18 protein-coding genes and 1 pseudogene are annotated in these 25,522 nt (G+C 64.1%); 7 read left to right on the top strand and 12 right to left on the bottom strand.

Translation table 11 applies throughout. The annotated features are described in order from the left end of the window. Window positions 1–130: 130 nt before the first annotated feature. From ACEN42_RS28875 to ACEN42_RS28900, 6 genes are all read right to left on the bottom strand, one after another. Window positions 131–802 carry a hypothetical protein gene (locus ACEN42_RS28875; RefSeq protein WP_371883893.1) on the bottom strand — a complete coding sequence of 224 codons (672 nt, stop codon included), beginning with the start codon at window positions 800–802 and terminating at the stop codon, window positions 131–133. Window positions 803–814: 12 nt separating this feature from the next. Continuing rightward, window positions 815–1,810, bottom strand: coding sequence for a 2-hydroxyacid dehydrogenase (locus ACEN42_RS28880; protein ID WP_035501306.1), 996 nt, complete (start codon window positions 1,808–1,810; stop codon window positions 815–817). A 41-nt stretch (window positions 1,811–1,851) separates the two neighbouring features. Continuing rightward, window positions 1,852–3,441 carry an aspartate:alanine exchanger family transporter gene (locus tag ACEN42_RS28885; protein WP_238211087.1) on the bottom strand — a complete coding sequence of 530 codons (1,590 nt, stop codon included), beginning with the start codon at window positions 3,439–3,441 and terminating at the stop codon, window positions 1,852–1,854. An 86-nt stretch (window positions 3,442–3,527) separates the two neighbouring features. Beyond that, window positions 3,528–5,624 (bottom strand): glycogen debranching protein GlgX, encoded by a 2,097-nt coding sequence (glgX, locus tag ACEN42_RS28890; protein WP_371883977.1) that lies wholly within the window; start codon window positions 5,622–5,624, stop codon window positions 3,528–3,530. Next, a complete protein-coding gene (locus tag ACEN42_RS28895; protein WP_371883894.1) occupies window positions 5,608–8,106 on the bottom strand; it encodes a glycogen/starch/alpha-glucan phosphorylase in 2,499 nt (832 codons plus the stop codon). Before ACEN42_RS28895 ends, glgX begins: the two co-directional genes overlap by 17 nt. Window positions 8,107–8,246: 140 nt before the next feature. Beyond that, window positions 8,247–10,919 (bottom strand): LuxR C-terminal-related transcriptional regulator, encoded by a 2,673-nt coding sequence (locus ACEN42_RS28900; protein ID WP_371883895.1) that lies wholly within the window; start codon window positions 10,917–10,919, stop codon window positions 8,247–8,249. Between the two features lie 139 nt (window positions 10,920–11,058). Between ACEN42_RS28900 and ACEN42_RS28905 the strand changes: the two genes are divergently transcribed. Together ACEN42_RS28905 and ACEN42_RS28910 are read left to right on the top strand one after the other, a co-directional pair. Beyond that, a complete protein-coding gene (locus ACEN42_RS28905) occupies window positions 11,059–11,817 on the top strand; it encodes a universal stress protein (RefSeq protein ID WP_371883896.1) in 759 nt (252 codons plus the stop codon). A gap of 41 nt (window positions 11,818–11,858) precedes the next feature. Continuing rightward, window positions 11,859–12,422, top strand: a complete 564-nt coding sequence (locus tag ACEN42_RS28910) for an RBBP9/YdeN family alpha/beta hydrolase (protein WP_371883897.1) — start codon at window positions 11,859–11,861, stop codon at window positions 12,420–12,422. Here ACEN42_RS28910 and ACEN42_RS28915 read toward each other — a convergent pair. Further along, window positions 12,403–13,647: a Zn-dependent hydrolase gene (locus ACEN42_RS28915; protein ID WP_371883898.1), complete on the bottom strand. Its 1,245-nt coding sequence runs from the start codon at window positions 13,645–13,647 to the stop codon at window positions 12,403–12,405. The genes ACEN42_RS28910 and ACEN42_RS28915 overlap by 20 nt on opposite strands. A 40-nt stretch (window positions 13,648–13,687) precedes the next feature. Further along, window positions 13,688–14,635, bottom strand: coding sequence for a GlxA family transcriptional regulator (locus tag ACEN42_RS28920; protein WP_371883899.1), 948 nt, complete (start codon window positions 14,633–14,635; stop codon window positions 13,688–13,690). 116 nt (window positions 14,636–14,751) lie between these two features. Between ACEN42_RS28920 and ACEN42_RS28925 the strand changes: the two genes are divergently transcribed. After that, window positions 14,752–15,546 carry an SDR family oxidoreductase gene (locus ACEN42_RS28925; protein WP_238211075.1) on the top strand — a complete coding sequence of 265 codons (795 nt, stop codon included), beginning with the start codon at window positions 14,752–14,754 and terminating at the stop codon, window positions 15,544–15,546. Between the two features lie 4 nt (window positions 15,547–15,550). On the opposite strand, the pseudogene ACEN42_RS28930 reads toward ACEN42_RS28925, so the two are convergent. Further along, a pseudogene (locus ACEN42_RS28930) lies at window positions 15,551–16,744 on the bottom strand (MFS transporter). Between the two features lie 281 nt (window positions 16,745–17,025). Here ACEN42_RS28930 and ACEN42_RS28935 point away from each other — a divergent pair. Beyond that, entirely contained in the window at window positions 17,026–18,501 is a 1,476-nt protein-coding gene (locus tag ACEN42_RS28935; RefSeq protein ID WP_371883900.1) for a tetratricopeptide repeat protein, read from the top strand. A gap of 438 nt (window positions 18,502–18,939) precedes the next feature. After that, a complete protein-coding gene (locus ACEN42_RS28940) occupies window positions 18,940–20,394 on the top strand; it encodes a tetratricopeptide repeat protein (protein ID WP_371883901.1) in 1,455 nt (484 codons plus the stop codon). 54 nt (window positions 20,395–20,448) lie between these two features. On the opposite strand, the gene garD is transcribed toward ACEN42_RS28940, so the two are convergent. After that, on the bottom strand, window positions 20,449–22,041 hold the full coding sequence (gene garD / locus ACEN42_RS28945; RefSeq protein WP_371883902.1) for a galactarate dehydratase: 1,593 nt from the start codon (window positions 22,039–22,041) through the stop codon (window positions 20,449–20,451). Window positions 22,042–22,244: 203 nt separating this feature from the next. Between garD and kdgD the strand changes: the two genes are divergently transcribed. Continuing rightward, a complete protein-coding gene (gene kdgD / locus ACEN42_RS28950; protein ID WP_250485564.1) occupies window positions 22,245–23,162 on the top strand; it encodes a 5-dehydro-4-deoxyglucarate dehydratase in 918 nt (305 codons plus the stop codon). A gap of 102 nt (window positions 23,163–23,264) precedes the next feature. After that, the gene (locus ACEN42_RS28955) at window positions 23,265–24,617 is read left to right on the top strand and encodes an MFS transporter (RefSeq protein ID WP_035501289.1); all 1,353 of its coding nucleotides are present in this window, start codon (window positions 23,265–23,267) and stop codon (window positions 24,615–24,617) included. Window positions 24,618–24,662: 45 nt separating this feature from the next. Here the strand turns inward: ACEN42_RS28955 and ACEN42_RS28960 are convergent, their stop codons facing one another. Next, complete coding sequence (locus ACEN42_RS28960) at window positions 24,663–24,995, bottom strand: DUF2322 family protein (RefSeq protein ID WP_371883903.1); 333 nt, start codon at window positions 24,993–24,995, stop codon at window positions 24,663–24,665. Between the two features lie 69 nt (window positions 24,996–25,064). Then, window positions 25,065–25,511 carry an SRPBCC family protein gene (locus ACEN42_RS28965; RefSeq protein ID WP_187603976.1) on the bottom strand — a complete coding sequence of 149 codons (447 nt, stop codon included), beginning with the start codon at window positions 25,509–25,511 and terminating at the stop codon, window positions 25,065–25,067. Window positions 25,512–25,522 lie beyond the last annotated feature (11 nt).

The raw sequence follows: 25,522 nt of genomic DNA on the forward strand, positions 1-25,522 counted from the left end.
GATTCGGTGGCGGCGATTCCGGCCTTGGGAACCAATTGACTTCTCGAAGATATGCGAACCTTTCATCGATTGCAAGAATGGTGGCGTAGGTGTTTATTTCGATCATTCGTCGCACACTTCGCGCTATTAACTACCCGCCTAAAGCGATGATCGCCATCGTCAGGAGCACGCCCAGCGCCATCATCGAAAGCCCTGCTTTCCAGCCCTTCCAGCCCGCATAGCCGCCCAGCGCGAAGCCGCAGAAGAACAGCATCGCGAGCGTCAGCACGCGCGATATCAGTAGTGCCGTGGGCACATGCCTGACGAGCACAAAAGGCGCGGCGACAGGAAAAGTCGACAGCACGATGATGATGAAAATGCCCAGCGCCGCGAGAAAGTCTTGGCGCACGAAACGCGCATGCTCGGGCAGGCTGCCGCTTGCGGCGATGCGCTTGCGGATGGATTCGAGATCGGCGTCGGAGACGAACGGGTCGAGCGCCGCGGACAGGCGCTCGCGCAACGCGCGCACGCCCGCCGCCGCATCGGGCTCGCGATGTATGGCGAGCGCGAGCGCATGCCTGCGCGCGCAGTTCGCGATCGTGCGCACGAGATACATGACGGCATCGGCGAGACCCCACGCGAGATTGCAGCCGATGGCCGTGTACAGCATTTTGTGCCCCGCGGCCTCGCCGCCCGTCGCCGCCGATACCGTGCCGACGAACGTCAACGCCATGAACAAGCCGAAGCATAGTTCCGACACGCGATCGACGGTGTCGAGCACGGGCTCGCGCGCGCGTTCTTTCGGCGAATCTCCGGTGGTCATCGGCACGCGCCGCTATTTGACCTTCACCTCGTTTTCCAGAGGCGCGTTCTTTTCGAAAGCCGTAATGCTCTGCAGTGTGGTTTCGCAGATCGTCGTCAATGCTTCGCGGGTCAGGTAAGCCTGATGTCCCGTCACGATGACATTCGGGAACGAGACGAGCCGCTGGAAAATGTCGTCGGTGATGATTTCGCTCGACAGATCGCGGAAGAAGAGATCCGCTTCCTGTTCATAGACATCGATCGCGAGACCGCCGAGCTGGCCGGTCTTCAGCGCCTCGATGACGGCTTCCGTGTCGATCAGCGCGCCGCGGCTCGTGTTGACGAGCAGCGCGCCGCGCTTTGCACGCCTGAGCGACTCGGAATTGATGATGTGATGCGTCTGCGGCGTCAGCGGACAGAACAGCGCGACGATATCCGCGCGCTCGCCGATCTCGCCGGGCGTCGCATAGTGCAGCCCCAGCGCCTCGAATTGCTTCGACGGATACGGATCGTAGCCGATCACATTGCAGCCGAAGCCCTGCATGATCTTCGCGAAGACGCAGCCGATCTTGCCCGTGCCCACGACAGCCACCGTCTTGCCGTACAGATCGAAGCCGATGAGGCCGTCGAGCGAGAAGTTCGAATCGCGCGTGCGGTTGTATGCGCGATGCACCTTGCGATTGATCGCGAGCAAGAGCGCAACCGCGTGCTCCGCCACCGAGTTCGGCGAATAATTGACGACGCGAACGACCCTGATGCCGAGCTTCGCGGCGGCCGCGAGATCGACATTGTTGAAGCCCGTGCAGCGTAGCGCGACCAGACGCGTGCCGCCCTTGTGCAGCGCTTCGAGCACCTCGGCGTCCGCCTTGTCATTGACAAAGATGCAGACGGCGCCATAGCCCGCCGCGAGTTCGACCGTGTCCATATCGAGCGACATGTCGTGGTATCTGAGCTTATGCTTCTCGATCTTGTTTGCTTCGTCGAGATACTCACGCTCGTAGGGCGTCGAGCTGTAGATCGCCACTTCCATGATGCGCTCCTTCAGATTTTGATGGCATGGTGACGCAAGGTCTAACCCGCGGCAAGCGATATGGCAATCTGCACGAAAAGCACTTTGACGATGGTCATCGACGGGAAAATCATCGCGTACATGATGTCGGGCTGATCCGTCGGCGCGACGCGATTGGCGAACGCGAGGATCGCCGGATTGCCGGTCGCGCCGCAGATCACGCCGATCGACGTATCGAAGGGCAGCTTGAAGATCCACAGGCAGCACACCGCCGTGACGCTCACGAGAACCAGCAGCGTGATCACACCGTAGACCAGCAGGATCGGCCCGGCCGTGGCCACGGTCGCGACGAACTTCGGCCCGCAGGAAATGCCCACTTGCGCGAGGAAGATCGTGAGACCGAGGTTGCGCAGCACGAGATTCGCCGACAGCGGCATCACCCAGACGAACGGCCCGTTGCGCCGCGCCTTGCCGAGACACAGCGCGACCAGCAGCAACGCGGCGAGCCCGAGGCTGAACGCGCCGATGCCGGGAACCGGCAGCGGAATCGCGCCGACGAGCAGGCCCAGCGCCGCGCCGATCCCGAGGCAGATGAAGCTCAGATCGGCCGTGCCCTTGATCGAATCGCCGAAGAACGTGCGCATCGTCGCCTGATGCGCACGATTGACGAGCAGGCCGACCCGGTCGCCCGCTTCGAGGATCAGATCGGGCGTCGAGACCATGTCGGCGTCGCCGCGGCGCACGTGCGCGACCGCGCAGTTCACGCCGTCGGGGAAGCGGATATCGCCGAGCGCCATGCCGACGACCGCCGGATTCGACGCGAACACGCGCATGTAGTCGAGGTCTTCGCGATGGCTCGCCATGCGTCCCGGCTGCAATTCGCCGCACAGCGCGGTGGCTTCGTCGAGCAGACGCCGGTCGGTGGCGGTGGCGAGGAGCACGTCGTCGGCGCGCAGCGTGAAGTCGGCCGTGGGCAACTGATTGTGATGCGCGCGCCGCACCGCGGCGATCACCACGCCAGAAGGCAGGCGGCTCGCAAGCTCGGAAAGTTTCAGACCGAAGAGGCTCGCGTTTCTCAGCGCGATCTCCGCCGTTTCGATCAGCTTCGCCGGCGGCTTCTGGATTTTCACCTTCAGCGTGACGTTGAGCAGGTAAATGAAGAGGATCGGACCGGCGACGCCGAACGGATACGAGATGCTGTAGGCCACGGCGGCATCGTTACTTTTCATCGATGCGATCGCAACCTGCAAACTCGCCGTGCTGGTGCCGCTGCCGGCGAACATGCCGAGCGCATCGGCGAGCGAGATGCCGAAGTGAATGAGGCCGCAGGCGACGAGGCCCGAAACGACCACGCCGATGCATGCGGCCAGGTTCGCCTTCACGCCATCGCGGCTGGTGAGCCCGCGAAAGAACTGCGCGCCGTATTGAATGCCGATGCCATAGAGAAACAGCAGCAGCCCGAGTGTGCCGAGCAAGGGCGGCGGCGCGGACTTCGGCGCAAATGCGCCGATCGCGAGCCCCACGAACAGCACCGCGCCGGAACCGAGCGCCACGCCCTTGATATTGATCTCGCCGATCAGATACCCCAGCGCGATCGTCAGGAACAGCGCGAACAGCGACTGATTCTCGAGAAAGGCCCTGACTGCATCCATGCCGCCTCCTGTGGGTGGACAAAGCAACTCAGCAGTACACGAACATTAAAGGCGCTTTACTCCGCGCAGTCCAGCAACACCTTACATCAACGCGATTCGAGCACGACGACGCTGCGCGCGCCGACACGGCATGCACCGCGTTCGATCGATGCCCTTTCGACATCGGCAACGATATCCCCCGGTGCTTGCGCCGCCGTGTCCACGATACGCCGCCAGCTTCCGCTATCGACCACAGGAAGAGCAATATCACGTGCGTCGTCGTTCATGTTGAAGACGATGTGCAGCATCGGCTCGGCCGCCGTCTGACCCGCGAGCGTGAAAGCCACGAGGCGCGCGCCGGGATCGTGCCACGCGGGCGCATCGAGCCGTTCCCCATGCCATGCTACATCGGCGTGCGCCTGCCCGTTCGACGGCTGCCCCGTCAGAAAGCGCCGGCGGCGCAGACTCGCGTGACGCTTGCGCAGCGCGATCATCTCGCGCACGAAGCGCAGCATGTCGAGGGCGTCGCCGGAGACTTGCCAGTCGATCCACGAGAGCGCGTTGTCCTGACAGAAAGCGTTGTTGTTGCCGCGCTGGCTGCGCAGGATTTCGTCGCCAGCGAGCAGCATCGGCACGCCCTGGCTCAGGAGCAGAATCGCCATGAAGTTGCGCGCCTGTCGAAGCCGCATGCCGATGATCGCCGGATCGTCGGTCTCGCCTTCCGCACCGCAATTCCACGACAGATTGTCGTTGCTGCCGTCGCGGTTATCCTCGCCATTCGCCTCGTTATGCTTCGCCTCGTAGCTGACGAGATCGCTCAGCGTGAAGCCATCGTGACAGGTCACGAAGTTGATGCTGTTCGCAGGCAGCCGGCCATCGTTCTGATATAGATCCGCGCTGCCCGCGATGCACGTGCACACCTCGCCCACGATGCCCGGATCGCCGCGCACGAAACGCCGGATCACATCGCGGTAACGCCCGTTCCATTCGGCCCACGTCATGCCCGGAAACGAACCGACGTGATAGAGGCCGCCCGCGTCCCATGCTTCCGCGATCAACGGCACCCGTGCGAGCACCGGCGATGCCTCCATCGCCCACGGCAAAGGTGGCGTGCGCAACAATTCGCCGTGCTCGCCGCGCACGAATACGCTCGCGAGATCGAAGCGGAATCCATCGACATCGAGCTCGCGAACCCAGTATTCGAGGCAGCGCATGATGAACGCCGACACCAGCGGATGATTGCAGTTGAGCGTATTGCCGCAGCCGGTGTAGTCGCGATAAAGCCGCGCATCGTTCGAATCGATCTGATAGAACGCCTCGTTGGCGAAGACCTTGAAATGGATCACCGGTCCGTTCTTGCCCGCCTCGGACGTGTGATTGAACACGACATCGAGCAATACGCGAATGCCCGCCGCGTGCAAGGCATCGACGAATTCGCGGAACTCCTGCGGCGCTCGCGCGGGCTCCACGCAATAGCGCGGATGCGGACTGTAAAAGCTGTGCGTGCTGTAGCCCCAGTAGTTGCTGAGGCCACGGGCCGCGGCGAACGGCGGAATGTCCTGTTCGTCGAAGGCCATCACCGGCAACAGTTCGACGTGCGTGACGCCGAGCGCCTTCAGATAAGGGATTTTCTCGATGAGACCCGCGAACGTGCCGGGATGGCGCACGCCGCTCGACGGATGCCGTGTGAAGCCGCCCACATGCAGCTCGTAGATGATCGCGTCGTCGAGCGTGCGGATTTCGATGTCGTCGTCGGCGCGGTCGAGCGGCGCCGTGACGATGCCCCTGAGCGATGCATGACCGGCCGCGTGCGCATCGGCGGCATGCTGACGGCGATAGAAGCGGTCGCTCACGCCGCGCGCGTGCGGATCGAGCAGTTCCTTGCGGCTCGCGTGCTCGTCGCTCATCTGCGGCACGCCGAGCGGGCCATATGCGCGCCACGTATAGCAGCAGCGCAACGGAAGATCCTCGACGAACACATGCCAGAAGAGATACGTGCGGTTCGCCTCGCTCGTCAGCGCGACGACCTGAAACGGCTCGGCGCTCTCCTCCGATGCGTACAGCAGCAGTTCCACACGCGTCGCGCGCCGGCAGAACGCGCAGAAGTTCACGCCGCCCGGCACGACCGTGGCGCCGAGCGGAAAACGCGAGCCCGGCTGCGTGCGATAGCTTTTCCGGGCGTGCGCGTCAGGACTGAGCAAGATCGATCCTCACGGGACGCGTCTTCCAGATGCGCTCGCAATACTCGCCGATCGCGCGGTCCGACGAGAACTTGCCCGAGCGCGCCGTATTCATGATCGACATGCGCGTCCATTGCCGCGCGTCGCGCCATGCTTCGCTCACGCGGTCCTGACACGCGACGTAATCGGCAAAATCGGGGAGCACGAGGAAAGGATCGTGTTGCAGCAGGTTATCGAGCAGCGGACGGAACATTTCCCTATCGCCGCGCGAGAAGCGGCCTTGCGCGATCTGATCGAGCGCATCGCGCAAGTCGTCGTTCTGTTGCGCGTAATCCGCGGGGCGATATCCGGTGCGCTTCAACTCGTCCACTTGTTGCGCGGTGAGGCCGAAGAGGAAGAAGTTCTCCGCGCCCGCTTCCTCGCGAATCTCGACGTTCGCGCCGTCGAGCGTGCCGATCGTCAGCGCGCCGTTGATCATGAACTTCATGTTGCCGGTGCCCGATGCTTCCTTGCCCGCCGTCGATATCTGCTCGGAGAGGTCCGCGGCGGGATAGATCCAGTGCCCGTTCTTCACGTTGAAGTCGGGATAGAAGACCACTTTCATGCGGCCTTTGATGCTCGCATCGTTGTTCACGACTTCCGCGATGCCGTTGATCAGGCGGATGATGAGTTTCGCCATCGCATAGCCCGGCGCGGCCTTTCCGCCGAAGATGAAGCAGCGCGAGGCCGCATCGGAATCGGGATCACGGCACAGGCGCCTATACAGCGTGATGATGTAAAGCGCATTCAGATGCTGACGCTTGTATTCGTGGATGCGTTTCACCTGGATATCGAAAAGCGCAGCCGGATCGACGTCGATTCCGGTCGAGGTCCGGATGCGCGCCGCGAGCGCGGTCTTGTTGTCGCGCCGTATCGCGCGCCATGCTTCCTGGAAGGCGGCATCGTCGGCGTGGGCCGCGAGCGCATCGAGACGTGCGAGATCGCTGCGCCAGCCATCGCCGATGGTCTTGTCGAGCAGGCGCGCGAGTCCCGAATTGCTCAGCATCAGAAAGCGGCGCGGCGTGACGCCGTTCGTCACGTTAAGGAAATGCTCCGGGAACATGTCGGCGAAATCACGCAGCACGGTTTGCTTCAGCAGGTCCGAATGCAGCGCCGCGACACCGTTGACCGCATGACTGCCGACCGTCGCGAGATTCGCCATGCGCACTTTCTTGTCGCCGGTTTCGTCGATCAGCGACATGCGCTTGACACGCGCATCGTCACCGGGATACTTGCGGCGCACATCGTCGAGAAAGCGGCGATTGATTTCGTAGATGATTTCGAGCGGGCGCGGCAACAGGCTCTGAAAGAGCGGCAAGCCCCATGTTTCGAGCGCTTCGGGCAGGAGCGTGTGATTCGTATAAGCAAGCGTGCGCCGCGTGATGTCCCACGCGGCATCCCATGAAAGTCCACGCTCGTCGATGAGCAGACGCATCAGCTCCGCCACCGCGACGGACGGATGCGTATCGTTGAGTTGCGCGGCGAAAAGGTCCGCGAAGCGGTCGATCGACGTGCCCTTCGCATCCATCATGCGCAGCATGTCCTGAAGCGAGCATGAGACGAAGAAATACTGCTGGGCGAGACGCAGGCGCTTGCCGGCTTCGGGCTCATCGTTCGGATAAAGCACTTTCGAGAGCGTCTCCGAGATGACCTTTTCCTCCACGGCCTCGTAGTATTCGCCCGCGTTGAAGTCCTGAAAGTCGAAGGACTCGACCGCCTCGCTCTTCCACAGGCGCAGGATGTTGCAGGTATCGACGCGATAACCCTGCATCGGCATGTCGCACGCGACGCCCTTTACCTGCCGCCTCGGAATCCAGCGCACGCGCAGCCGGCCATCGGCATCCGTTTCGCTTTCCGTGTGTCCGGCGAAGGAAACGTAGTAGCTGACATCGGGGCGCACGATTTCCCACGGATTGCCCTTTTGCAGCCACTTGTCGGTGGTCTCGGCCTGCCAGCCGTCGCGGATCTCCTGATCGAAGATGCCGAACTCGTAGCGTATGCCGTAGCCGATTGCGGGAATCTGCAGCGTCGCGAGCGAGTCCAGATAGCACGCGGCGAGCCGTCCGAGGCCGCCGTTGCCGAGCCCCGGCTCTTCTTCGATGGCGAGCAGGCTGTCGAGATCGTGGCCGAGCGCGTGCATCGCTTCGCGCGCTTCGGCTTCCATGTCGAGATTGAGCAGGTTATTGCCGAGCTGCGGGCCGATCAGGAATTCCGCCGAAAGATAGCAGGCGACCTTGATGTCCTTCGCCGCATAGGTCTTCATCGATGCGGCCCAGCGCGCGAGCATCCGGTCCCGCACGCTGTAGGCGAGCGCCATGTACCAGTCCTGCTGCGTCGCGATGTCCGGATAGCGCGCCTGACGGCAGATGAGATTCCTCACGACGTCATGCTGGAACGCATAGCCGGGAACGTCGCTCGCGGCGGCTCTGACGTTCGCGCCTGCATCGAATGCGGGTACATCGCTCATGGTCGCTCCCCGGTTCGGGTCATCACACTGAGCAAGAATATGTTAGGCGGCGGGGATTACAAGCGGCGCACGTCCGTTGCATCCACAGGCGTCGAACGTCTCATTGTTTCCATTTGCGCAATCGACGCGCCGCGCAAGCGCTACTGCACGCCTTCGAGCAGCCCGAGCGCGAGCGCGCGACGCACCGCATGCTTGCGCGAACTCGCGTCGAGCTTGCCGAAGAGGTTCTTCAGATGCCACTTGACCGTGCCTTCGCCGACCGCCGCCGCGAGCGCGATTTCCTTGTTGCTCAGGTTGCGCGCGAGCAGTTCGAGAATCTCGCGCTCCTTCGGCGTGAGGATCACGCTCGGCAACGCGCGCGGGCCGCCCTCGCCGGAGCGCGGCGGCACGCGCACGACATGCGGCGGCACGACCGGCCGCTCGCCCGGATTCATGTCGCCGGCTTCGCTCAGGCGGCGCGCCCAGTCGGCGAGCGCCGGGTGCGCGTCGATCAGCACCCGCCCGAGGTGATACGTGCGCGCGAGGTTCAACGCTTCGAGAAAAGGCGCGTGTCCGTCGCCGGTCGCGCGTTCCTGCGCGAACGCGCGCAACGCCATCAGTTCGATGCGCTGGCGGCCGAGCTTCATCGTCGCGGCGATCTGCTCGGCCTGCGCGAGCGGTTCGATCGCGGCCTGCCAGTCCTGACGCGCGAGCGCCGCGCCGCCGTGCGCCATCGACTGGAGCATGTGCATCGAGCGGCGCCAGATCGGTCCGCGCGCGGGCGCATGTTCATCGACGATCGCATCGATGCGCTCGACCAGCGCGTCGCAGGTCTGTGCGCGGTAGCGGCCCGCATGCGCGCTCACCTGCTCGGCAAGGCTCGTCGCGCACAGACGCGGCAGGTTGCGCGCGACGCCCATCGCGTGAAGCATTTCGAGCAGATCGAGCGCGCGATGCTCGTCGCCGCGCAAGGCCGCGATGCGCGCCGCCGTGCGATACGCGAGCATCACCGTCTCCGGCATCGCCGCGTGTTCGAGCACGTCGAGGCGATTGGCGAGCAGCGCGCCGGCCTCGTCGATGCGATCGTCCTCGTAGGCGATCGACGCGCACGTCGCCGCGAACATGCACGTCAGCGGATGACGCCGGCCGAGATCCTCTTCGGCGCTCGCAAGCGCGGGCAGCAGCACGCTTTCGGCGAGCTTCACCTGCCCTTCCTGCAGCCACGTCAGGCCGACCATGTGATCGCCCCAGCGCACGACATAGCCGAGTCCCTTGCCGATCTGCGCGCGCGTCACGGCCTGCTGGAGCCTGCGCGCCTGCGCGGGTTCGCCGAGCAGCATCGCGCGCGCGGCGAGTCGGTTCGCGTGCGCCTGCGAGAGCCACGAATCCTTGGCGGGCGGCCTTTGCGCCCACGGCTCGAAGATCGCCACGAAACGGTCGGGATCGTCGGCGTACCAGGCGGCCGCGCTCGTGATCAGCGCGCATTCGTAGCGCAGGGCATCGTCGGCGCCGGGCGATGCGAGCACGCGCTGCACCTGCCGCTCCGCCTCGCGATGACGTTCGCCCAGCGCGAGCGCCCACGCGACGGCGAGGCACAGGCGCGGGCGCTGTTCCAGCTCGTCTTCCGGCAGGCGCTCCAGCCAGTCGAGCACGGTGCCGAGCTGGCCCTGCTTCACGGCATCGTGCAGCGAGCGCTCCGCGAGTTCGTAGGCGTGCTCGCGCTCGCCCGCCGCATGCGCGTGACGCGCCGCCTGTTCGAGCATGCCGCGCGCGCCGAGCCAGCGCGCCGCGCGCCGGTGCAGCGCCGCGCGCTCGTCGTCCGCGAGCGCGCCGAGCCGTGTCTGAAGCACATCGCGCGCGAGCGGATGCAGACGGCACCAGTCGCTTTCCTCCGCCGTGACGAAGACGGGCGTATCGCGCACGAGGCGCGCGAGGCGCTGCGGCGCATCGGCGGCGTCGGTCAGTTCGGCGCACAGCTCGGGATGCAGCACGTCCACGACGCTGATCTCGACCAGAAAGCGTTCGTCGTCCGATGACAGTTCGCTGAGCAGCGCCGCGACGAGCGGCTCGCGCAGGCCGCGCGGCCCCGCCGCGAGGTTATCGAGCGCCGCGCGCGGGTCCTGCGCGCGCGCCATCGCGGTGAGCGCGAGTTGCAGGCCGAGCGGCCAGCCATCGGTGATTTCGAAGAGGCGCGCGCAGGCATCGGCATCCACGCGCGCGCCGAAACGCTGCGTGACGAGCGCGATGGTGTCGTCGACACGAAAGCGCAGCGCCTCCGGACCGATGAGTTCCGCCTGCCCGTATGCAAGCAATTCCGCCGCCGGTTTGTCGAGCCCCTGCCGCCCCGCCGCCACGATGCGCAGATTCTGCGGCGCGTTGTGCATCACGTAATCGAGCATGCGCGCGCCCGAGGCGGGCAGCCGGTCCGCTTCATCGACGATCAGCACGACATCGAGCGACAACTGCGCGAGCTCGGCGAGCCAGGCGGTCGCGAGATCGAACGGACCGGGCGCACCCGCGCCTTCGGCGATGAGCCGCCCGAAACCGGGACGCGCGCAGCCCGTGCGGATCGCGTGGACGAGCGCGCGCAGAAAGCGTTCGGCGTCGTCGCGATCGTCGGCGAGCAGCCACGCGACGGCCGCGCCGCGCGCCAGAAACTCGCGTCGCCATTGCGCGAGCAGCGAGGTTTTGCCGTACCCCGCGCCCGCCTGCACGAGCACGATCTGGCTGCGGGCGCTTTCCGCGTTCAGGCGCGCGCGCGCGAGCAGGCCCGACGGCGCGCGCGGCGCCATGGTCTTCAATACGAGTTCGGTGGATGGGGAGTCGGTGGGCATCGGATAATTTTTGTGATCAGCCTAGCATGGTTCGGATGGCGCACACGCGTCAAGCCCCCTCCCGACACGGGAGGGGCGCGCGAGCGATGCCCGCACTACGATGCATTCATCAGTGCAACCGCAAGCCGAAGGATTCACCATGTACCGACATCTGCTCGTGCCCATCGAACGCAGCGACGCGTGCGTCGAGGCGATCGGCCATGCGGCCGAGCTCGCGCGATCGCTCGGCGCCCGCATCACGTTCTTTTGCCCGCAGGCGGGCGCAAACGACGATGCGGCGCAGCATCGGCAAGCCGCTTCGCTGCTGGCCCGCGCCGAAGCAGCGGCCCGCGCGCAGGGCGTGCCGGCGTCGGTGCTGGCGGCGCTCGGCGGCGCGACGTCCGAAGGCGGCGGCGGGCAATCTGCACGCGAATACGACCTCGTGTGTATCGCGCACGGCGGCGCGGTACCGCCCGTGCCCGGCGTCGCCGTGCTCGTGTGCCCGCGCGACGCGCGCCCGATGGTCGCGAAAGCGCTCGGCGCATTGCTCGACGTGCATCGCACGCGCTCGGATGCTTACGACGATGCGCTGCGCACGGCGCGGCCCGATGCACGCACCATCGAACGTCTTCGCGAAGCACATGGCGAAGAGCACGCGCTCACGATGGCATTGCGCGAGCGGACATCGTCGCTCGATGCCGAACTGGACGAACTCACACGCCTCGCCGGGCGCGAAGCCGACATGCTCGCGCGCGTCGCGAAATCGGTGATGAACGACGAGCCCGTCGACCACACCCTGCATGCGTGCGCGCAGTTCGCGTGGGAACGCATGGGACGCATCGAAGGCGTCGTGCTGCCCGCTGCGCGCCGTTATCTGCGCGACGAAGACTGGAGCGCGCTCGCAGAAAACGCGCGCTGAAACGCAGCACCACTTTCGTGACCGACAAGGATATTCATCGCATGAACGCATCACCGAACGCGCCGACGATTCTCATGGTTCCTGGCCTGCGCGATCACGTCGAGGATCACTGGCAGACGCATTTCGCGAAGGCGCATCCGAACGTGCGCACCGTGCCGCCGCTGCAACGCGACAAGCTCGATCGCAGCGCGCGCGTCGCCGCGCTCGACGCGGAGCTGTCGCATATCACGGGGCCGGTCGTGCTCGTCGCGCATAGCGCGGGCGTGATGATCACGGTGCACTGGGCGCAGCGCCAGCGCCGCGAGATTCAGGGCGCGCTGCTCGTCACGCCGCCCGATTTCGATGCGCCGCTGCACGAAGGCTATCCGACGCTCGATGAGCTTCGTGCGAACGGATGGCTTCCGAGTCCGCGCGAGCGCCTGCCGTTTCCGTGCGTCGTCGCGGCGAGCCAGGACGATCCTCTTGCGCGTTTCGAGCGCGTCGAGGGCATGGCGCGCGACTGGGGCGCGCGGCTCGTCGATCTCGGCAAGGTCGGGCACATGAACCCGGCGTCGGGATTCGGCGTATGGCGCGATGCCGAGCGGTTCATCGCGGAGATCGGCTGAGGAGGTCCCGCAGAATATCCGCCGCCGCTCTCGCCGCCACTTCGCAGCCGAGCACGATATGCGCCTCGGCCGTATCTTCGATGAAGTCGTGACTGACGCCGCCGATGCTCGGCACGAACAGCATGCACGCCGGCACATGATGCGCGATGACCTGCGCATCGTGTGACGCGCCGCTCGGCATGCGCTCCCACTGGCCCGGCGCGAGCGCTTCGGCCGCGTTCGCGAGATGCGTCTGCAATGCGGTGTCCATCGTCACGGGTTCTTCGGGCGGCTCGCTGTCCGTCATGACGACGCTCGCCCGGCCTTCGGCGTTGAAGTCGCGGATCAGCGCGGCGAGCGCGGCTTCCATCGCGTGCAGACGCGCGGCGCTGGCGTCGCGGAATTGCAGATAGAGATCCGCCGCGCCGGGCACCACGCTGAACGAGCCCGGATCGAGCTCGATGCGCCCGACCGTCCACACGGTATCGGCATCGGCGAGCTGGCGGAACGCTTCGTCCATGCGTGCGATGAACGCGACGAGCGCCGCGCCCGCATCGCGGCGAATCGACATCGGCGTCGTGCCGGCATGATTGCGCTGGCCGGTGAAATGTAGCTTCAGCTCACGTATGCCGACGATCGTCGTCACCACGCCGATCGACTTGCCGTGCGCCTCCAGCCGCCCGCCCTGCTCGATGTGCGGCTCCAGATACGCCTTGTGCCGCGTTTTGTCGATGCGCACGCGCGCGGCTTGCGCGAGTCCCGCCTGCTCGAGCGCATCGCCGAGCAGCAGGCCATCGCGATTGCGCGCGCCGCGCACGGCTTCATCGACGTTTTCGCCGACGAAACTGCGGCTGCCGAGAAAGCCCGAGAACGTGCCTTCCTCGTCGATCCACGATGCGACGTCCACCGCGAAATGGCGCGTCTCGTCACATTCGGCGAGCGCGCGTGCGATCTCCAGACCGTAGACGACGCCGAGCGCGCCGTCGAGCCAGCCGCCCGTCGGCTGCGTGTCGGTGTGCGAGCCGATCAGCAGCGACGGACCCGCGTTGCGCGAGCGGCCGAACACGGTGCCGACGCCATCGATCGATGCGTTGAGGCCCGCGTCGCTCATGCGAGCAGCGAGCCAGCGGCGCGCGGCCATATCGACCGGCGACAGCGACAGGCGCACGACGCCCGGCCCCGTCGCGCCGAACGTGCGCAGATGTTTGAGGTCGCCTAGCAGGCGCTCGGGGTCGATCTTCAACACGGCTTGTCCTCGACGTTGTAGTGCATGAATAAGCGGCGCATCAGCCCTCCGTCCGCGCCTCGCGCCGCACTTCCTGCGGCGGCACGCCGAAGCCGCGCATGAAGGCCTCGCGCATGTGCCGCCGGTCCCTGAAACCCGTTTCCTGCGCGATCGTTTCGAGCGAATGGCGGCTTTTTTCGATCAGAAGGCGCGCCGCTTCCAGCCGCAAGCCCTCGACCGCCTTCGCCGGCGACTGCCCCGTCTCCAGCGCGAACACGCGGCTGAACTGACGCGGGCTCAGATGCGCCTCGCCCGCGAGTTCCTCGACCGTCAATGGCCGGTTGAGGTTCTTGCGGGCGAAGTTCAGCGCGTTCTGGATGCGATCCGACTTCGGCGCGAGATCCAGCATCTCCGAATGCTGCGACTGGCCACCCGCGCGCCGCTGATGCATCACGAGCTTGTGCGCGACCGAGCGCGCGATCTCCGCGCCGAGATCCTTTTCGACCATCGCGAGCGCGAGATCGAGGCCGGCCGTCATGCCCGCCGAGGTCCAGACCGGACCATCGACGATGAAAATGCGGTCTTCTTCCACGCGCACATCCGGAAAACGCTGCTGCATCTCGCGCGCGTAGGCCCAGTGCGTGGTCGCGCGCCGGTTTGCGAGCAGGCCCGCTTCGGCCAGCACGAAGCCGCCCGTACAGATGCCCGCGATGCGCCGCGCGCGCCCGGCCGACCGTCGCAGGAACGCGAGCATGTCGGCGGGCGTCGGCGTGTCGAGCGGATCGTTGACGCCCGCCGCGATCCACGTGTCCACGGCGATGCGCGGGCTGACCGGCCGCGTGTCGATCTTCATGCCGAGCGACGAGCGCACTTCGCCGCCTGTGGTCGAATGATTTTCGATGCGGTAGAACGCTTCGCCCGCGGTGATGTTCGCGTACTCGAACACCGATTGCGACGCGAGCGCCATCACCTGAAAGCCTTCGCTCAACAAATAGCCGACGCGATGCATGTCCGTTTGTCCGTCCGATGTCCTGAATCCGTACCTTATACGTCATTTGCGCCACCGTCAAACAGGCTCAGAATTCACTCACGCAATCTCAACCAGTTTTCTGACGGAGTGAAATCATGACGCAGACACACCTCGGCACGGCGCTCGTCACGGGCGCGTCTTCCGGCATCGGCGCGGTTTATGCGGAGCGCCTCGCGAGGCGCGGCTACGACCTGATTCTGGTCGCCCGCAATCGCGATCGCCTCGCGACGCTCGCCGGGCGAATCACGAACGAGACGCGCCGCAGCGTCGAAATTCTCGATGCCGACCTGAACGACCGCGACGCCCTCGCCGCCGTCGAAGCGAAGCTGAAGGAAGACGCGAGCATCACGCTGCTCGTGAACAACGCGGGCATCGGCACGCATACGCCCTTGCTCGACAGCGACGTCGATGCGATGACGCGCATGATCGATCTGAACGTGACCGCGCTCACGCGCCTCACTTATGCGGCGGTGCCCGGCTTCGTTGCGCGGGGCAAGGGCGCGGTCATCAATATCGCGTCGATCGTCAGCATCGCGCCGGAGATACTCAACGGCGTGTATGGCGGCACCAAGGCGTTCGTGCTCGCGTTCAGCCAGTCGCTGAAGCGCGAACTGGCGGACAAGGGCGTGCATGTTCAGGCGGTGCTGCCGGGCGCGACGGCCACCGACTTCTGGGAAACGGGCGGCCTGCCGCTGGAGAATCTCGACAAGGCGATCGTCATGTCCGCGGGCGATATGGTCGATGCGGCGCTCGTCGGCTTCGATCGCGGCGAGTTCGTGACGATTCCATCGCTGCACGACGGCGCGAAGTGGGATGCATACGAAGCCGCGCGGCAGGCGATGGCGCCCGAGTTGTCCACGGACACGCCGGCTGCGCGTTACGCGGCCTGACGCGTCATTCGGAGCGCGGCGCGAGCACGCACATGACGAGCGGTATCACGGCGATGGCCGCGCCTGCGAAGAACGTCGCCGGCGCGCCGCTGCGATCTCAGAGCCAGCCTGCGACCGCGCTCGACAGCAGCATGCAGACGCCGCTCGCGAGATTGAACACGCCGAATGCGGTGCCGCGCAGCGACGGCGGCGCGGATTCGGCGACCATCGCCGCGAGAATGCCCTGCGTGAAGCCCATGTGAAGCCCCCAGACGGCGACGCCGGCGAACAGCATGAGCATCGATGAGCCCGCGCCGAGCAGCACGTCGGCTGCGATCAGGAGAACGAGGCCGAAGGCGAGCAGCGCGCGCCGGTCCCAGCGGTCCGACAACACGCCGGCGGGATATGCGCTCAGCGAATACGTGAGGCTCATCACCACCATCACACCGGGAATCCAGGCGATGTCGAGTCCGGTTTGCTGGGCGCGCAGCACCAGAAACGCCTCGCTGAACCGCGCGAGCGTGAACGTCGCGCCGATGCCGACGACATACCAGTAGCGCCCGGAAAATTCGCGCATCGACCGCCAGTGCAGCGGCGTGCGGAATGCGCCTTTCACGGGAGTACGTTCGGGCTCCCGAACACCGAACAGAATGATGACGATGGCGATGAACGCCGGCACCGTCGCGAACCACAGCACCGTGCGGATGTGATCGGAGAACGCCAGCATCAGCACGATCGCGGCGAGCGGTCCGGCGAACGCGCCGATGGTGTCCATCGATTGCCGCAGGCCGAAGCACGCGCCGCGAATGGCAGGCGGCGCGATATCCGCGACGAGCGCATCGCGCGGCGCGCCACGGATGCCCTTGCCGAAGCGGTCGATGAGACGCGCCGTCACGACCATCGCGGGGGTATCGGCGAGCGGGAACAGCGGCTTCGTCAATGCGGCGAGACCGTAGCCGAAAAGCAGCAGTTCCTTGCGGCGTCCGAGCCAGTCGCTCAACGATCCGGAAAAGACTTTCACGATCATTGCGGTCGCTTCGGCTGCGCCTTCGAGCGCGCCGAGCGCGGCGACGCTCATCCCCATGCTGGTGACGAGGTAGATCGGCAGCAAAGCGTGCACAAGTTCGGACGACAGATCCATGAACAGGCTGACGAAGCCCAGCGCCCAGATGGTGCGAGGGATGGGGGATGGTCGGGACGAGGTGGGGCGGGATGTCATTGGCTGGATCGGCTCCATCGTGCCATGCGGCGAGATGCATCCTGATTCACGGACAGAGGGAAGCGGCGCAACACTGAATTTCGGATGCATTGCGGCTGTTTACCACACTTACTTCGTGAATATTGCCTAAAATTCGCGGTACCCGGCGCGCGATGTCGCGACTCCAGATCACCCCCGCGACTTGTCAATGTATGAGCGTTCTAGATCGTTTCAATGAACATAGTCGTATGCACTACACACGCTCCGTCGAGGCATACCAGAAGCAAGCGTGGGATTCTGCGATGGCGCACGTGGATGCGTGCCTTTCGCACTGCATCGAAATTGAAGAGCGCAGTCAGGCCTTATTGCTCAAGGGAATCATCGCGCGGGAGATGAAGCGCAACGCGGAAGCGGCGGCATGCTTCGAGGAAGCCACGCAGATCCTCCCAAGTCCCACGTCTTATTCACTCTTGTCCGAAGCACTCAGACGCTGTGGCGAATTCGAACGCGCCGCGACGCAGGCGCGTGCGGGACTCGCATTGTCGACCGGGCAGATATCCCCTGCGGAAGCAACATTGCTGTTCAATAACCTGGGCGATGCGCTGCGACACGATCGAAAATATGAAGAAGCGGCCGAGGCGTATCGGAAGGTGATCAGCTTGATGCCCGGGCATAGCGCCGCGCACCACAACCTTGGATACATCCTGCACTTTCACGATCAGATTGACGCGGCAATCGAACACTATGAGCAAGCGCTGAACCTTAATCCAAATGATCTCATGAAGCGGTCGAATCTGGCCTATGCGTTATTGTCGGCAAGTCGATTCGTAGAAGCGTGGCCTCATTTCGAGCATCGTTGGGTAAGCTTGCTATCCACGTCAAGGCAGCGCATGACATCAAGACCGGCTTTGCCAATTCGACGGTGGGAGGGAACGTTCGACAATACCAGCGATCAGCACTTGCTCGTGGTTGCCGAGCAAGGTCTCGGCGACACATTGCAGTTTTGTCGCTACCTTCCAATGGTATTGGAACGGTTCGCCAAGGTAGGCTTCGTATGCCCGAAGCCATTGCGGCGGTTGCTCGCACACTCGCTGGGTAGACACTGGCCTAACCTGGTCTTGCTCGACGACGAACCGAAGGAATTCTGGGAGTGGGATTCGTATATTCTGCTGATGTCGATGCCCATGGCGTTCCGGACCAACCTGGAAACCATACCCGCGACGCTTCCCTATTTGTCGGCGGAGCCACGCGCCACGCAGCGATTCATACCTCGTTTGAAAAAGCTCGGATGCCCATCGTTGCCTCGGATCGGACTGGTATGGGCGGGCGGACACGCGGGCCTGGGTGTCGATCAATGGAGAAGCATTCCCCCGGACCAACTGAATCCGCTCATCGACTGGCCTCATGCGTGCTGGGTGAGCCTGCAAAAGCCGGAGAACGACGAGAAGCGTCTCAAGCCTGAGCAACGCGCAAAGGTCATCGACTGGATGGACGAGATGAAGGACTTCGCCGACACGGCCGCGCTCATCGCAAGTCTCGATCTCGTCATCTCGGTCGATACCTCCGTCGCTCATCTCGCCGCTGCGATGGGCAAACCGGTGTGGCTGCTAAATCGCTTCGCCGGCTGCTGGCGATGGCTGCGCAACCGCGACGACAGTCCGTGGTATCCGACGATGCGTATTTTCACGCAAAAGGAACGCGGGAACTGGAGTGAGGTGCTTGAGCAAGTCTTAAATGAGTTGAAGCGCCGCGATTTTCGGGGAGATCTCAACCGTTAAATAATAGGAGGTCTCAGCAAGTCGGGCAGTACTTTCTTTCGCCGCGATTCCCCGCCAGATGACGCGGAACCGCGACGAACGGATTTAAAACCGCTGAACTTCTACGTGGAATCCAAAGCGCCGAGGACAGTTCGGACGAGGTGGGGCGGGATGTCATTGGCTGGATCGGCTCCATCGTGCCATGCGGCGAGCTGCATCTTGGTTCACAGACAGGAGGAAGCGGCGCAACACTGAATTTCGGCTGCATTGCGGCTGTTTACCACACTTACTTCGTGAATATTGCCTAAAATTCGCGGTATCCGGCGCGCGATGTCGCGACTCCATATCACCCCCGCGACCTGTCAATGTATGAGCGTTTTAGATTGTTTCAGTGAAGATAGTCGCGACCACTACATGCGGTCTGTTGACGCGGTTCAGAAGAAATCGTGGCAAGTGGCAATGGCGCACATCGACTTGTGCGTCGCACAGTGCATCGGTATCGAGGAGCGCGGCCTCGCACTACTGCTTAAAGGGATGATCGCGCACGAGTTGAAGCGCGACGGAGAAGCCAAGACATGTTTTGAGGAACTCACGCACATCCTCCCCAGTCCCGAGTCTTATATGGCCCTGTCTTTCGCACTCTTAAGCTGCGGCGAATTCGAACGCGCCGCAACGGAGGCGCGCGCGGGGTTTGCTTTGTCGACCGAAGAAACGACGCCGATGACAGTATCGGCGCTGTTCGATTGTCTGGGACAAGCGCTGCAGCACACTGAAGACTACGAAGAAGCGGCGGAAGCGTTTCGGAACGTAATCAGCCTGACGCCCGATCATGGCGCCGCGCACCACAACCTCGGATGCATCCTGCGAAGTCTGGATCAGGTCGACGCGGCAATCGAACATCTTGAACATGCTGTAAGGCTCGATCCAAATATTCCCGCAAGGGGCGCGGTTCTGAGCCTCGCCTTGCTATCTGCGGGCCGCTTAGAAGAGGCGTGGCCTCACTTCGAGCATCGCTGGGCAATCACGGTGTTTCCGTCGGGGGAGTACATGACCTCGAAACCGGCGATACCCATTCGAGAGTGGGAAGGAGCGTTCGAGAATAGCAGCGGTCAGCATCTGCTCGTGACTGCCGAGCAAGGGTTAGGCGACACATTGCAGTTCTGTCGCTACCTTCCGATGGTCCTGGAGCGGTTCGCCAGAGTCGGACTCGTCTGTCCTCGGCCGTTACACCGGTTGATCGCTCAGTCGCTGGGTACGCGCTGGTCAAATCTGGTTCTGTTCGAAGAGGTACCGAAGGACTTCTGGGAATGGGATTGGCACATCCCCCTCATGTCGATGCCGATGGCCTTCCGGACCGCTCTCGAAACGATACCCGCCGTGATTCCCTATTCGTGGGCCGATCGCCGCGCCACGCAGCGATTCGCATCTCGCCTGAAACAGCTCGGAGGCCCATCGTTGCCTCGCATCGGACTCGTATGGGCGGGCGGACACTCGGATTTGCCTTCCGATCGTATGAGAACTATCTTCCCGGACCAACTGAATCCACTCATCGACTGGCCTCATGCGTGCTGGGTGAGCCTGCAAAAGCCGGAGAACGACGAGAAGCGTCTCAAGCCTGAGCAACGCGCAAAGGTCATCGACTGGATGGACGAGATGAAGGACTTTGCCGACACGGCCGCGCTCATCGCAAGTCTCGATCTCGTCATCTCGGTCGACACATCCGTCGTTCATCTCGCCGCTGCGATGGGCAAGCCGGTGTGGCTTCTGAATCGCTTCGCCGGCTGCTGGCGATGGCTGCGCAACCGCGACGACAGTCCGTGGTATCCGAGCGTGCGCATCTTCACGCAGAAGGAACGCGGGAACTGGAATGAGGTTCTTGAGCGCGTTGTAAACGAGCTGGAGCGCATGCGGTGAATCGGCCTCGACGGCACGCCAGGCCGACCATCGCTGCGACGCGTGCTCCGATGATCACGTCACCGGCGCCGGATTGAACAACACGAGCGCGTTATGCAGCTTGAGCGCCTCGGCCTTCGTCTGCTTCTTCCCGCTCGCGACATCCAGCATCAACCGGAACAACTCCCAGCCCACATCGGCGATGGTCGCTTCGCCCGTCGCGATGGTGCCCGCGTTCACGTCCATCAGATCGTGCCAGCGGCGCGCGAGATCCGAACGCGTCGCGACCTTGAGCACCGGCACTTCCGCGAGGCTATAAGGCGTGCCGCGCCCCGTCGTGAACACATGCAGATTGATGCCCGACGCCAGTTGCAGCGTGCCGCAGATGAAATCGCTCGCGGGCGTCGACGCGTAAATCAAACCCTTCTGCTTCACCTTCTCGCCCGGCGACAGCACGCCTGAAATCGCCGAACTGCCCGACTTGACGATCGACCCCATCGCCTTCTCGACGATGTTCGACAGCCCGCCCTTCTTGTTGCCCGGCGTCGTGTTCGCGCTGCGGTCCGCGCCGCCGCGCTTCAGATAATCGTCGTACCACTGCATCTCGCGAATGATCGCCTGCGCCACTTCGCCGTTCGCCGCGCGCGCCGTGAGTTGCGCGACGCCGTCGCGCACTTCCGTGACTTCCGAGAACATCACCGTCCCGCCCGCGCGCACGATGAGGTCCGTCGCGAAGCCGACCGCCGGGTTCGCCGTCAGACCGGAGAATGCATCGCTGCCGCCGCATTGCACGCCGACGACGAGATCCGCCGCCGGACACGTCTCGCGACGGCGATTGTTCAGCCGCCTCAGATGCGTATCGGCCATGCGCATGATGGAATCGATCATCGATCCGAAGCCGACGTGCGCCTCGTCCTGCAGCACGACCGCGCCGCCGTTGTCGTCATGCGTGTTGTCGCCGATATCGGCCACGTCTTCAATCTGCGCCGATGCTGCCGCGATCGGAATGGTGCCCGGCGGCATCAGGCGCTCGGGCTGCAGCTTCTCGCAGCCGAGACTCACCATCATCACTTCGCCGCCGAAGTTCGGATTCAGCGCGATGTTGCGCACGGTGCGGATCGGCACCATCGCGTCGGGGGCGTCGATCGCCACGCCGCAGCCGTACGTGTGGCCGAGGCTCACGACGTCATCGACATTCGGATATTGCGGCAGCAATTCGGCCTTGATGCGCGTGACCGCATGCTGCACGACATCGGCGACGCACTGCACAGTCGTCGTGATCGCGAGAATATTGCGCGTGCCGACCGAGCCGTCCGCGTTGCGATAACCCTCGAACGTGAAGCCTTCCAGCGGCGACTCGTCAGGCGCCTTGATCGTCGCGATGGGCAGGTCGTGCAGTTCGGGCGACGCCGGCATGCGCGTCACGTGCTCGTTCACCCAGCTTCCCTTCGGTAGCGCTTTGGTCGCGTAGCCGATCACCACGTTGTAGCGCATCACCGCGTCGCCTTCCGCGAGATCCTTCAGCGCGACCTTGTGGCCCTGCGGCACGCGCTCGCGCAGCACGAGGCCATCGGAGAAGGCGGCGCCTTCGCCGAGCCCGCCGTCATTGACGACGATCGCGACGTTGTCGTCCGGGTGGACGCGAATATAGAGAGGGGACTGGTTCATTCTGACGAATCCTTGAGCGAACGCACCGCGCGGCTGCGGCTGGAGTTATGTCATCCTACAACATAGCCGGTCACATTTGGCTAGTATTTACCCGTATCCGTTGATTCTATTGGTTTAAAACAGTTGTCCGATGTCATCTCATGTTGTACGATGACCTATAAGCTCGGCAATCGCCGGTCGCTGACCAACGAGACACTCACATCATGACGACACCGCAAGAACTGAAGCAAATCGTTTCCGAAGGCCTGCTCTCCTTCCCCGTGACGGACTTCGACCAGCAAGGCAACTTCCGCGCGGACACCTACGCGGAACGCCTCGAATGGCTCGCTCCGTACGGTGCTTCAGCGTTGTTCGTCGCGGGCGGCACGGGCGAGTTCTTCTCGCTGACGCAACCCGAATATTCGCAGATCGTGAAGACGGCCACCGAAGTGTGCCGCGGCAAGGTGCCGATCCTCGCGGGCGCGGGCGGCCCGACCCGCACGGCCATCGCGTTCGCGCAGGAAGCCGAGAAGCAAGGCGCGCAAGGCGTGCTGCTGATGCCGCACTATCTGACCGAAGCGTCGCAGGACGGCATCCGCGCCCACGCCGAGGAAGTGTGCAAGGCCGTGCCGAACATGGGCGTGATCATCTACAACCGCGCAAACTCGAAGCTCAACGCCGACATGCTGGAGCAACTGGCGGATAGCTGCCCGAACCTGATCGGCTTCAAGGACGGCGTCGGCGAAATCGAAAACATGGTGACGATCCGCCGCCGTCTCGGCGAGCGTTTCTCGTACCTCGGCGGCCTGCCGACGGCCGAAGTCTACGCAGCCGCCTACAAGGCGCTGGGCGTGCCGGTGTACTCGTCGGCGGTGTTCAACTTCATCCCGAAGACGGCGATGGAGTTCTACCGCGCGATCGCCGCCGAAGACCATGCGACCACCGGCCGCCTGATCGACGATTTCTTCCTGCCGTACCTGAAGATCCGTAACCGCAAGGCGGGTTATGCCGTGTCGATCGTCAAGGCGGGCGCGAAGCTCGTCGGCCACGACGCGGGTCCGGTGCGCGCGCCGCTGACCGATCTGACCGAAGAAGAGCTCGAACAGCTCGACGCGCTGATCAAGAAGCTCGGCGCGCAGTAAGCGGCACGCAGGAGACAAGCGAAGCGCGGAAACCGCTTCGCACATGAGGGCCGCACATGCGGCCCTCCGTGCATCGGCACGATCGAAATGAAGGGGAAGTCCATGTCGCTGAGCCGCACCGCGAATCCCGCGGACGTCATGAAGCGCACCCGCGTGCGCTATCTCATTCTGTTGCTGATCTTCGTGATCACGACGTTCAACTACGCGGACCGCGCGACGCTGTCCGTGACCGGCTCGGCGATGCGCGCCGAATTCGGTTTCGATGCGATCCGCATGGGTTACATCTTCTCGGCCTTCAGCTGGGCGTATGTGCTCTCGCAAATGCCCGCGGGCTGGCTGCTCGATCGCTTCGGCGCGCGGCGCGTGTACGCGGCGAGCATCTTCCTGTGGTCGCTTTTCACGTTGCTGCAAAGCTCCATCGGCCTGCTCGGCAGCGCGGCGACCGCCGTGACGGCGCTGTTCGTGCTGCGTTTCGCGATGGGCGCGGCGGAAGCGCCCGCGTTCCCGGCCAATGCGAAGGTCGTCGCGAGCTGGTTCCCGACGAAGGAACGCGGCACGGCATCGGCGATCTTCAATTCCGCGCAGTATTTCGCGGCGGTCATCTTCACGCCGCTGATGGCGTGGCTCACGCACGCGTTCGGCTGGCATCAGGTGTATATCGTGATGGGCATCGCGGGTCTGGTGCTCGCGCTCACGTGGCTCTCCGTGATGAAGAACCCGGCGGACCATCCGCGCGTGAACAGGCAGGAACTGGAGTACATCGAGGAAGGCGGCGGTCTCGTGCGCGGTCACCGGCGCGCGGGCGGTGCATCGACGGCGGCATCGAACAGCGTGGGCTGGCCGGTCGTGAAGCAGTTGCTCACGAACCGCATGCTGCTCGGCGTGTATCTCGCGCAGTACTGCATCAACGTGCTCACGTACTTCTTCCTGACGTGGTTCCCGATCTATCTCGTGCAGGCGCGCCACATGACGATCCTGCAGGCGGGCTTCGTCGCCTCGCTGCCGGCCATCTGCGGTTTCACGGGCGGCGTGCTCGGCGGCGTCATCTCCGATGGCCTCATCCGGCGCGGATGCTCGCTCACGCTGGCGCGCAAGGCGCCGATCGTCGGCGGCATGCTGCTGTCGTCGTGCATCATCGGCTGCAATTATGTCGATACGGACTGGGTCGTGGTCGCGTTGATGTCGCTCGCGTTCTTCGGCAAGGGCATCGGCGCGCTGGGCTGGGCGGTGGTCGCGGATACGTCGCCGAAGGAAGCCATCGGGCTTTCGGGATCGATCTTCAATATGTTCGGCAATGTCGCGGGCATCGTGACGCCGATCGTGATCGGCTATCTCGTCGCGCAGTCGGGTTCGTTCAACGGCGCGCTGGCGTTCGTCGGCATCAATGCGCTGATCACGGTGTTCAGTTATCTCGTGATCGTGAAGGACATCAAGCGCGTCGAGTTGCGCGTCTGATTCGCGTGACGGCCCGTTCCGTCGATGGCGGAACGGGCCTGATTTTTACTTCGCCAGAATCACGTCGATACGCAGCGCTTCGCCGCCATCGGCGACCGCGAGCAGGCGATCGACATTCGGATGCGCGCCCGGACGATTGCGCGCATCGGCGGTATGTTCGGCGAACACGGCGAGACCGTGCTCCGCGGCCTTCGCGTCGAGCGTGCCGAACGTCTGCTTCAGATAGTTGTAGACCGCGAGCGAGCCCTGCTTGCCCGGCTTGTTTTCGATGCTCGCGACCACTTCGCCCTTGCCGTCGACCAGATCGATACGCTCGATGCCATCGATGGCGGGCATCTGGGCCAGGTTGTCCTTGAATACGCTGCTCGGCTGGATCACGGAAAGCACTCCACGTTATGAATTGATGATGCGGGGCGCAGTATCTTAGCCGATCGATCGCAGTCGTCGTCAGTCGGGAATCTCGGGCTCGACGAGCCTTGCCAGTTGCACCAGCGACTCCTGCCAGCCGAGATAGCACATCTCCACCGGAATGACTTCGGGCACGCCCTCCTGCACGATGCTCAGTTCCGTTCCGCACGACACCTGCCGCAACGAGACGGTGACCTGCATCTCTCCGGGCAGGTTCGGGTCATCGAAGCGGTCCGTGTAGCGGATCCTTTCGAAGGGCACCAGTTCGAGATACTCGCCGCCGAACGAATGAGCGTTGCCCGTGCCGAAATTGCGAAACGACATCTTGTGAGTTCCGCCCTGGCGTGCATCCATATGATGGACCTGACAGGTGAAGCCATACGGCGGAAGCCACCTTGCGATCGCATCGGGTTCCAGGAACGCGCGATAGAGGCGTTCGGGCGTCGTGCGCAAGACACGGTGAAGTCGGATGGTGCCGGTAGTCATGTTGGGTTCTC

It is taken from the genome of Caballeronia sp. S22, from assembly GCF_964261745.1.
Classification (GTDB): Bacteria; Pseudomonadota; Gammaproteobacteria; order Burkholderiales; family Burkholderiaceae; genus Caballeronia; species Caballeronia jiangsuensis.